At 73.3% G+C, this 10,090-nt stretch carries 8 protein-coding genes; all 8 read right to left on the bottom strand.

Annotated elements, in window-relative coordinates:
* Window positions 1-201 precede the first annotated feature (201 nt).
* Window positions 202-1,215 carry an ABC transporter permease gene (locus FYW95_RS16755; protein WP_159944341.1) on the bottom strand — a complete coding sequence of 338 codons (1,014 nt, stop codon included), beginning with the start codon at window positions 1,213-1,215 and terminating at the stop codon, window positions 202-204.
* Window positions 1,216-1,440: 225 nt separating this feature from the next.
* Window positions 1,441-2,151: a DUF998 domain-containing protein gene (locus tag FYW95_RS16750; protein ID WP_159944342.1), complete on the bottom strand. Its 711-nt coding sequence runs from the start codon at window positions 2,149-2,151 to the stop codon at window positions 1,441-1,443.
* Window positions 2,152-2,206: 55 nt separating this feature from the next.
* The gene (locus FYW95_RS16745) at window positions 2,207-3,820 is read right to left on the bottom strand and encodes an HD domain-containing phosphohydrolase (protein ID WP_159944343.1); all 1,614 of its coding nucleotides are present in this window, start codon (window positions 3,818-3,820) and stop codon (window positions 2,207-2,209) included.
* 104 nt (window positions 3,821-3,924) lie between these two features.
* A complete protein-coding gene (locus tag FYW95_RS28290; RefSeq protein WP_236567963.1) occupies window positions 3,925-4,314 on the bottom strand; it encodes a hypothetical protein in 390 nt (129 codons plus the stop codon).
* Between the two features lie 69 nt (window positions 4,315-4,383).
* Window positions 4,384-5,028 (bottom strand): cobalamin B12-binding domain-containing protein, encoded by a 645-nt coding sequence (locus FYW95_RS28285; protein ID WP_236567964.1) that lies wholly within the window; start codon window positions 5,026-5,028, stop codon window positions 4,384-4,386.
* A 62-nt stretch (window positions 5,029-5,090) separates the two neighbouring features.
* The gene (locus FYW95_RS16735; protein WP_159944344.1) at window positions 5,091-6,920 is read right to left on the bottom strand and encodes an ABC transporter substrate-binding protein; all 1,830 of its coding nucleotides are present in this window, start codon (window positions 6,918-6,920) and stop codon (window positions 5,091-5,093) included.
* A gap of 90 nt (window positions 6,921-7,010) precedes the next feature.
* Window positions 7,011-8,036 carry an ABC transporter permease gene (locus FYW95_RS16730; protein ID WP_159944345.1) on the bottom strand — a complete coding sequence of 342 codons (1,026 nt, stop codon included), beginning with the start codon at window positions 8,034-8,036 and terminating at the stop codon, window positions 7,011-7,013.
* Window positions 8,037-8,301: 265 nt separating this feature from the next.
* The gene (locus tag FYW95_RS16725; protein WP_236567965.1) at window positions 8,302-9,891 is read right to left on the bottom strand and encodes an ABC-F family ATP-binding cassette domain-containing protein; all 1,590 of its coding nucleotides are present in this window, start codon (window positions 9,889-9,891) and stop codon (window positions 8,302-8,304) included.
* Window positions 9,892-10,090: the final 199 nt, after the last annotated feature.

Below are 10,090 nucleotides of genomic sequence, written 5' to 3'. Positions count from 1 at the left end.
GCCGGACTCGCCCACGATGCCCAGGGCACCGCCCGCGGGCACCTCGAAGGACAACCCGTTCACCGCGTGGACGTCGCCGTCCATGGTCGGGAACGTCACCCGCAGGTCGTCCACGCGGACGACGGGCGGGACGCCGGACGATACGGACTGACTCATGGAACCCCTTCTTCACCGGTGCGGCGTTGCGGCGGAACCGACCGGTTATCCGTGGATGCGCACGCGCGGATCGATGAGCGGGTACAGCAGGTCGACGATGAGGTTGCAGATGACGATGAAGAACGCCCCGAACAGGGTCACGCCCAGGATGACCGGCAGGTCGCTCTGTGTGATGGCGTTCACCGCGTAACGGCCGATCCCGTTGAGCGAGAACACCTGCTCGGTCAGCACCGCGCCGCCCAGCACCAGCCCCAGGTCCAGGCCGAAGATGGTCACGATGGGGGTGAGCGTGGGGCGCAGCGCGTGCTTGAGCACCACGGTGCGCTCGCTCAGCCCCTTGGCCCGGGCGGTGCGGATGTAGTCCTCGCCCAGGGTCTCCAGCATGCCCGCCCGGGTCTGGCGCGCGTACATCGCCGCGTGCAGGAAGGCCAGGGTCACCCAGGGCAGAAGCAGTCCCTGCGCCCACCCGGCCGGGTCCCGGGTCAGGGGGACGTAGCCGGGCGTTCCGAACAGCCCCCAGGCGTGGACGAGGAAGGCCAGGGCGAGCAGGCCGGTGAAGAAGATCGGCAGGGACACCCCGGCCAGGGCCACGGCCATCGCCACCCGGTCGAACAGGCTGCCCTTCCACACCGCCGAGACCACGCCGACCAGGATGCCGCCGACCAGCCAGATCACCCCCGCGCCCGCGGCCAGCGAGGCCGTCACCGGCAGGCGGGACACGATCTCGGGGAAGACCTCCTGGTAGGTCTGGAAGGAGTAGCCGAAGCACGGCGCCGCGCACTCGACGGTGTCGCGGCCGAACCGGTACTCGGCCCCCAGCAGGATCCCCCGGACGAACTCCCCGAACTGCACGACGATGGGCTTGTCCAGGCCCAGGCGGTCGATGGTGGCCTGGATCGCCTCCGGGGTGGGGGCGCGTCCCACGTACATGGTCGCCAGCTGCTCGGTGGTCCGCCCCGCCCAGCGGGGCACCACGTAGAAGATGGCGAAGGTGACCATGGTGACCACCGCCAGCAAGAGCAGCCCGGCGCCCAGGCGGCGCAGGATGTAGGTCAGCAAGGAGTGCGCTTTCTGTCCTCGGCCGTCCTCCGCGCGGCGCGGAGGCTCCGGAGCCCGGCGGCGGGGACGGTGAACGCCGTCCCGACGGACGCCGTCCCGACGTGAACACCGTAACCCAGTGCGATCAGTCGATCACACTTATTCCGGCCGGTGTCAGTGTGCAATGGTGTCCGGGCCGGGGCGCGGGGTGCCGGGGACGGCCGTCGTCCCCGGCGCCCCGCCCGGTCAGCGCTCCCGCGCGACCCGCAGCAGCCGCGCGGACAGGGCGATCCGGCACGGGAACAGCACCAGGAGCAGCACGAGCCGCTGTGCCAGACCCGCCCAGTCATGGAGCGGCGCGCCCTCCGGCAGGACGAACACGACCTGGAGGACGAAGGCCGCGAGGGCGACCGCGCCCGCCACCGCGCTGTAGGCCGCCAGGTTGTTCCAGCGGGGATCGCGTGCCAGGCGCGGGGCCAGGGCGAGCAGCCCCACCGCGCTGCCCAGGAAGAACGTCATCCCGGCGATCAGGTGGCCGCCCGGGTCGTAGACGTTGCCCGCCGCGTCGGCGCGCAACGGCAGCGCCGCGGCGAGCAGGAGTCCGACGCCGCTCAGCAGGACCAGCGCCGGACCGGCGAACCCGGCTCTGACCGGACGTGGCCCGCGGTGCAGCCCGAGGGCGAAGGCGATCGTGAGCAGCCCGAAGACCGCGAAGTTGGCCTGCTGGATCCAGCCGAGCGGCCCCGCCTCCAGGGCGCTGACCGTCAGGGCGACCGAGTCGAAGTCCGCGCCCCGGTAGGCCTCCTGGGCCATGTAGGCCGCCGTGAACAGGACCGGTCCCAGGACTCCGGCCCAGGCGGACCACATGGTCCACGTGGTCCGGACGGTCCCGGCGTCCGGTGCCGCACGGCCTCGCTCGGCCACGGTGGACGTGTCGGCGTCGCGTTGGAGCTTCATGGCCGCCTCCCCGCGTGGGCGCCCGGTCGGTGTTCCGGGCGGTACACGACCCACGCTAGGAGGGACCCCGCTCCCGGGCCATGGGGAGTTCACCCCAGGCGACGAGCCCGTGTTCCATGGCGAACAGGGCGGCCGCCGCACGCGTGGACACGCCGATCTTGGCGTAGGCGTTCTGCACGTGGTGGTCGGCCGTCTTCGCCGAGATACCCAGGACGCGTCCGATCCGCTTGGTCGGCAGGCCGCGGGCGAGCAGGGCGACCACCTCGGCCTCGCGCCCGGTCAGCCCGGCGGGCCTGGGCAGCCCCGGGGCCCGCTGCCCGGCCGCCTCCAGTACGGCGGTGACGCTTCCGGGGTCCAGCCGCCGGTCGCGGGCCTGACGGACGAGGCCGTCGGCGGCCCGAGCCGGGGACAGGGCCTCCCTGTGGGGGCGGGGCTCGGTCATCGCGTGGTAGGCGTCGGCCGCGGCGAGCAGTCGGGCCGCCGGGCCCAGGGCGGGGGCCGGAAGCCCCCGGTGGTAGCCGGTGCCGTCCAGGCGCTCGTGGTGGGAGACGGCGGCGGGGACCAGTGCGGCCAGGAACGGTGAGCGGCACAGGACCCGCTCCCCGTGGTAGGTGTGCAGCCGCACCTGTTCCCACTCGTCGGGCGTCAACGGGCCGCTCTTGCCCCAGATCCGGGGCGGGACCGCGACGCGGCCCAGATCGTGGACGAACCCCGCGCGGCGCACCGTTGACACGTCCTCCTCCGCCAGGCCGAGGCGGCGGGCGGCGGCCTCGGCCAGCCGGGCCGTTCCGGAGGAGTGGCCCGTCAGGTACGGGGAGAGCAGGTCGGCGAAGTCCCCGGCCGCCGCCAGGGCCCGGTCGATCTCCGTGCCCCGCAGCACCAGTTCCGGCGCGGGCTCCCGGGCCAGGACCTCGTGCCAGGCGCTCTCCGTGGTGTCAGGCGCCAGGAGTTCCTCGGCGCGGTCGGCCAGGAGCGCGGCGATCTCGGGGTCGAAGGCGTGCCCGCCGCGTCCGCGCGCGGTGCGCGCCGCGTGTTCCGCGCCGCCGAGCAGGCACTGGAACGCGGCGTCGCGGGCCACGTGGACGATGCGTACCGCCAGCGGGACCCGGTCGCCGCGCAGCCGCCCGGGATCGCCCCTGCCGTCCCAGCGTTCGGTGAGATCGCCGAACAGCTCGCGCACGCATCCGGGCAGGCCGACGCGTTCGACGATCATCCGGGCGACCTCGCACATCGCCGCGAGGTGGCGTCTGTGCCCGGCCACCGCCCTGGGCAGGTTGACCGCCACCCGGTAGGCCCGCGCCGGCGGCGGTCCGCTCGTACCCGCCAGGGCCCCGGCCAGCCCCGCCACGGTACGCGGCGGGCTCGCGAACATGACCGGGGTGAAGTGCTCGACCAGCGCCCCGTCCTCGAAGAGCTCGGCGTTGGTCTGGGAGTCGACCGTGCACCCGATGTAGAAGAGCAGGCAGCCGTAGTACACCTGGACGGCGGTCTCGTGGCCGATCCGCAGGCGCTCACCCAGACGCGTGGCGACCAGGGTGCTGCGCAGCCCGTGTTCGACGGGCAACCTCATACCGAGGTCCGTCGCCAGACTCAGCGAGGCCACGAGCTCGGCCGCGCGTACCCCGCCCCGCCGGGGCCGCTCCGGCCCCGGGACCGGTGTAACGGGCATGGCCCCACTCTACGCCCGCCCCCGGGCGCGGAACGCGCGTGCCCGCACGCAGCGGGGACAGGGGCCGGGCGGGCTCGGTGGCGGAGAGCCCGACGGCCGGAGGCTCAGCGGCGGCCGAGCGCCTCCCGGCCCGCGCGCAGCACCGCGCGGGTGTCGGGGTAGTCGAACAGTTCGCCCTCGAAGAGGCCGAGCACCGCGGCCACGCTGTCGACGGGCACCCCGCGGGTGCGCAGTACCGCGCCGGTCCAGGACACGAACCGCGTGAAGACCGCGGACTCCCCCACGTACAGTGCGGCCAGGAGGAAGTCGATGACGTGCCCCAGGTTTTCCACCGTGCGGTCCAGCGCGGCGCCCTCAAGGCGCAGGCCGCGGGCCTCGTAGGCCTCACACGACCGCCGCGTCCCCAGGCGTACCAGGTCGCGGCGGCGCCGGACCAGGCTCGCGTACTCCGGGGACGGTTCCCGCGCCTCCTCCGCCGGCCAGGGGTCGGTCAAGGGAGCCGTCGGGGCCGAACCCGCTCCCGCCCGCGATGACGGGCACGCCGGTGCGGTTGGCCGCGGTGATCATGGCGTGCGCGCGGACCAGGTGGCGGACGGGGACGCTCGCCCCAGGAAGGTGACCCGCCAGCCGCGCAGGCGCAGCACGTCGCCGAACAGCCGCGCGGGCAGGCCGTGCCACTCCCCGTCCACACAGGCCACGACCACCGATCCCGGGCTCGCGGGGCTCTCGGCGCGCGCGAGGCCGTGTTCGAGGACCAGGCCGATCGCCCGCTCGCTGACATGGGTGGCGGCGTGTTCGCGCGCCACCGACCACTCGTTGGCCTGCCACATCATCCCCACGCGGGCCTGGGAGGCGGCGATGACGTCCAGTAGCAGCGCCTCGTGGTCCGCGCCCCGGCCCAGGGCCGCGCGGACCACGTCGAGGGCGCCCCCGTCGTCCAGGGACCGGACCCCGTCGAAGAAGTCGTCGGCCGCGCGTTCGATGAGCCCGCCGGTGTCCCCGGCGGCTCTCCCGGGGAGGTCTCCGACGGCCCCGTGGGCGGCCCTCCCAGCGGCCGCGGGGGCCTGGACCGCGAGGACGGTGACGTCGTCGTGCTCGCCGCCGTCCAGCCAGTCGTCCACCACCTGGGCGAGGCGGTCCGCCACAGCCGAGGCGGAGATGCCCGAGCACTCCGACAGCAGCCGGTGCGGGCGCTCCTCGCCGAGCATCCGCCCGTCCCGCAGCGGGTTGCGCGCCTCGGTGACGCCGTCGCCCTCTTCCCCGCGGGGCCCTACTCCTCCCGGGTGGTGCCCAGGGGCATGTAGTCGTACATCGAGTAACCCACGTGGTAGTAGACGTTGGTCAGGTTGGCGGGCCGGTACAGCACCGTACGCTCGAACACGGCGGGCAGGATCGCCGCCTGCTCCATGGCCCTCCGGTCGATCCGCGTGTAGATCTCGGCGCGCTCGTCCGGGTCCTCCAGGGTGACCACCTCGTCGAACCACGCGTTGATCTGCTCGTCGTCGAGTTCGGAGATGTTGGCGTTGCCCGCGTCCCGGATGGCGTCGCCGTCCAGGATCTTGCTCATGAACCCGTAGCCGCTGGCCCAGTCCGGGGCCCACCCGTACACGGTCAGGCCCAGCCCGTTCTCGTGCACGAAGTCGGGCGAACCGGCCTGGGTGTTGGTGTAGGTGTCGGAGGGGTACTGCTTGATCTGCGTCCGGATGCCCACCCGGGCCAGGGCCTGCTGGAGCGCCTCGGCCGTGCTCACCTCGGTGGGGCGGTCGGCGCGTACGCCGATGGAGGTGGAGAACCCGTCGGGCTGGCCGCACTCCTCCAGCTTCTGCCGGGCCATGTCGAGGTCGCCCCTGTTGTCCTGGGACGGGTAGGGGTCGATGCTCGGATCGGCGCCGGGCAGTGCGGCGGGCATGATCTGGGTGGCGATGTCGCCGCCGGTGTCACCGCCCCAGGCGCGTTGGAGGGCGTCGCGGTCGGCGGCGTACATGACGGCCTGGCGGCAGGCCAGGTCGTCCAGCGGTTCCAGGACGGTGTTGATGTTGACGTAGCGCAGGGTGTTGCTCTGCGGGTTGTCGACGCTGGCCCTCTCCGCCTCGTCGGTGATGAGTGTGCCCTTCATCGCCGGGCCCACCCCGGTCCCGCCCAGGTCCACGTCCAGCTCACCGTTGACCAGGCGCTGGTCGATCTCGTTCTGGTCGACGCCCAGCTGCACCTCGATCCGGTCGGGCAGGGCCGGCCGGGTGGGGTCGGTGGAGGCGTCCCACTGGTCGTTGCGCACCAGGTTCAGGGACACGCCCGGCCGGTAGTCGCCGTCGAACTCGTAGGGGCCGGAGGAGACGACCCGGTTCTGGTACTGCACGCCCCGGTCGGCTTCGGGCGGGACCGGTGCGGTCTGGGGCTGGATGAGCACGTAGGGGAACTCGGCGAAGCTCTTGTTCAGGTGGAAGACCAGGGTGTGGTCGTCGGGGGTCTCGATCCCGTCGAAGCCCTCCAGGGGGTCCGCGCCGTCGGCGTAGGGGCCCTCGTAGTCCTCGGAGTCGGCGAGCAGGTCCCGGAAGTACTTGGGGCCGTTGGGCAGCGCCTGGTCGCCGAAGTTGCTGCGCGCGATGGCGTACTTGACGTCGGGCGCGGTGATCTCGGACCCGTCCTCGTACTTGAGGCCCCGCTTGAGCCGTACCGTCCACTCGGTGGAGTCCTCGTTGGCCTCGGGCAGGGCCTCGGCCAGGTCGGGCTGGAGCTCGGTGCCCGCCTCCCCCGGCTCGCCGGTGTAGGTCAGCAGGGTGCGCGCGTAGTAGCGGCTGAAGTTCCAGCTGAACGCGTAGTAGGTGTTGCCGGGGTCGGGCGAGTCGAAGTCGGAGGCGATGGCGTAGCGGAGGGTGCCTCCGGTCTGGTCGGAGGGGTTGACCACCGAGCTCTCGCCCTCGTTGAACTCGGCGTCGACCTCCTCGCCGCCACCGCCTCCGCCGCCGGCACCGCCGCAGGCGGCCAGCAGCACCGCCGTGGCGGTGCCCAGGGCCAGTGCCGCGCACGTGCGGCGGCTGCCGCCGCGGCGTCCGCGACGGTTCCCGGGGGGAACCGCGTGTGTGAAGTGGTCAGTGGTCACCTTGCCTCCTGGTCGGATCGGTCTGCTGGGCCGCGCGGCCCGGGGAGCGGTACGGGGAGCGAACGGCACACGAGCGGCCCGGCCGGGCCGTCAGTCGGAGGAGCGGGGGTCGAAGGCATCGCGGAGCCCGTCGCCGAAGAGGTTGAAGGCCAGGACGGTGACGAAGATGGCCAGGCCCGGGATGATGACGAAGTGCGGCGAGGTGGTGTAGAAGCGCAGGGCGTTGTCCAGCATGCCGCCCCAGGTGGCCATGGGCGGGTTGATGCCCACGCCCAGGAAGCTCAGGGCCGCCTCGAAGAGGATGTTCGTGGGGATGAGCAGGGTGGAGTAGACCAGGACGGGCGTGACGAGGTTGGGCAGGATCTCGCGGAAGACGATGTGGGCGCTTCCCGCACCGAGGCTGCGGGAGGCCTCGACGAACTCGCGTTCCTTGAGGGTGAGGGTCTGCCCGCGCACGATGCGGCCGATATAGGGCCAGTTGAAGAAGCCGATGATGAAGACGAGCACACCGATGCGCAGGTTGTTGCCGCTCAGCCCGAAGGCGCCGTCCGGGATGACTCCGACCAGGGCGATGGCGAACAGCAGTAGCGGGAAGGCCAGGAAGATGTCCATGGCCCGGCTGATGAGCACGTCGACCCAACCGCCGAAGTATCCGGCCACCACGCCCAGGCCGGTGCCGATGACGACGCAGACCAGGGTGGCCACCGTGGCGACCAGCAGTGAGGTGCGGGCCCCGTAGACGATGCGGCTGAACAGGTCGCGGCCGTTGACGGGTTCCACACCCAGCAGGTGCTCGGAGCTGATCCCGCCCCAGGGGTCGAGTTCGGTGGAGGGACCGTCCGGGTCGCGCAGGACGCCGCCGGTGAGCGGGTCGATGAGGTCCTGGTGGAATTCGTTGGGCGGGTCGCCGAACCAGGAGGCCAGCAGCGGAGCGAACAGGGCGACGAGGATGAGCAGGAGGACGACGACGCCTCCGGCCATGCCGACGCGGTCCCGGCGGAACCGCTGCCATGCGATCTGGCGCAGGGACCTGCTCGCCGCGTCCGCCCCCTCCGCGGCCGCCGCCTCGGGGTCGGCGTGCCGGGACGACTCCGGCGCGTCCATCGGCGCGGTCACCTGCGCCCCACCCCCACATCAGCCGTCACAGCGATATCACCCTGCGTACATGCACGGATACGCACAGCTTGCCCGAGGTGTGGCGGGGTTTCCAGCGTCCGCGCCGGTCACGGGGCCGCGCGCGGTCGTTCCCGGGGGAGCACGGGCGCACGGTCGCCCTCTGCCGGAAGCTCCGCCCCCCGGGGTTCGGACCAGCCCCGACGCTCCTCCTTCAGCCCCCGGAGGGCTGGACACCGGCCCGGGTTCCGCCTTCGCCCCCGGGGGTCTACCGGGCGGCCTCCTCTCCGTCGACCAGCCGGAGCTCGGACCAGGACCAGTTGCGGCGCAGCCAGCGGTCGTGCGAGGCCACCACCACCGCCCCCGGCGCCGTGCCCAGGGCCTCCTCCAGCTCCTCGGCCAGGGCCAGGGACAGGTGGTTGGTCGGCTCGTCCAGCAGAAGGACGTCCGGGGCGTGCCCCACCAGGACCGCCAGCGCCAGCCTGCGCCGCTGCCCCACGCTGAGCACACCGACGGGGCGGTCGAGGTCGCGCGGGGCGACCAGGCCCAGGTCGGTCAGGCGCGGCGCCTCCGGGCGGTCGCCGTAGAGCGAGCGCGGGGTCCGCTCGGGGTCGGGGAAGACCACGTCCTGTTCCAGGAGGGCCACCGACGCGCCGCGCCGCCACAGCACCCGGCCCGACGCGGGCCGCAGCCGGTGCCCCAGGGCGTACAGCAGCGTGGACTTGCCCGCGCCGTTGGGTCCGGTGACCAGCAGGCGCCCGTCCGCGGGCACGTCCAGGCGCTCCAGGCGCAGCCGCCCGGGGACCACCAGGTCGCGCACGGTCAGGGCGTTGCCGTCGGCCGTGCCCGGGTCACGGGTGAGCGGGGCCGTGAACTCCAGCGGCCGGGGCGGTTTACGCACCTGGTCGCGTTCCAGCTCCTCCAGCCTGCCCCGGGCGTCGCGGACCCGGCGCGAGACCTGTCTGTCCACGCGCCCGCCCTTGTAGTCGTAGGCCATCTTGGCGTTGTCCCGGCGCGGGCCGTTGTGGGCGACCTGGCGGGCCCCGACGCGCACGGCCTGGCGCAGCTCCTTGAGGTCGTCCTGTTCGCGCTGGTAGCGCTCCTCCCAGCGCCGCCGTTCCAGGCGTTTCTCGCGCAGGTAGAAGGAGTAGGCGCCGCCGTAGCGGGTGGGTCCGTCCACGGCCGGGTCCAGGTCGACCAGGCCGGTGCACACCGCGTCCAGGAACACCCGGTCGTGGCTGGCCAGCACCACGAGGCCGGGCAGGCCGCGCAGGTACTCCTCCAGGAACTCCAGCGCGCGGTCGTCCAGGTGGTTGGTGGGCTCGTCGAGCAGCAGGGCGCGCGGGCGGCGGATGAGCAGGGCTGCCAGGGCCAGGCGTCCGCGCTGGCCCCCGGACATCGCGCCCACGGGCCGGTCCGGGGCGACGCCGTCCAGGGCCAGGCCCGTGACGACCAGTTCGGCGCGGCGCTCGGCGTCCCAGACCTCCAGTCGTTCGGCGTCGGCCAGCGCCTCTGCGTAGGCGCCCATGCTCCCCTCGGCCGCGCTGGTGGTCAGGCGCCGTTCCACGCGGCGGGCCGGTTCGAGGGCCTCGTCCAGCACCGCGGACAGGGGCGTCTCCGGGGGGTGCGGCAGTTCCTGGTGCAGGAAGCCGGTGTCGGCCGGGCGCTCCACGCGGCCGGCGTCGGGTTCCTCGAACCCGGCGAGCAGGCGCAGCAGCGTGGACTTGCCGCTGCCGTTCTCGCCCACCAGGCCCAGGCGCTGGCCGGGCGCGACGTCGAGGCTGAGGCCGTCGAGCACCACGCGGGTTCCGTAGGCCTTGGCCAGGTCGCGGGCGCGCAGGAGCGGGGTCGTGTTCACGGCGGGACCACCCTTCGTGTCGGGGTGGGCCTCGATGCGCGGAACCGGCTCGTGAGCGAGGGATCGCTGACACCGAGACCGCACCGGGGGTAGCCGCCGAGCGGGGATCCGGCTCGGCGGTCGTGGGTCTCGATGTCAGGAACGCATGTTGGGGAAAGGCTAACCGGGGGCGGCGGGGCGCGCAAAGGGTTTTGCGCGC

The sequence above is a fragment of the Nocardiopsis sp. FR4 genome (assembly GCF_009830945.1).
Taxonomy (GTDB): Bacteria; Actinomycetota; Actinomycetes; order Streptosporangiales; family Streptosporangiaceae; genus Nocardiopsis.
Note: the sequence above shows the minus strand (reverse complement) of the source record. Positions and strands in the feature narration are given on the sequence as shown.

What these genes read in the sequence shown, in the direction of transcription:
- FYW95_RS16750 (WP_159944342.1), bottom strand. Translation starts at nt 2,151, where the DNA reads ATGAAGCTCCAACGCGACGCCGACACGTCCACCGTGGCCGAGCGAGGC.
- FYW95_RS16745 (WP_159944343.1), bottom strand. Translation starts at nt 3,820, where the DNA reads ATGCCCGTTACACCGGTCCCGGGGCCGGAGCGGCCCCGGCGGGGCGGG.
- FYW95_RS28285 (WP_236567964.1), bottom strand. Translation starts at nt 5,028, where the DNA reads ATGCTCGGCGAGGAGCGCCCGCACCGGCTGCTGTCGGAGTGCTCGGGC.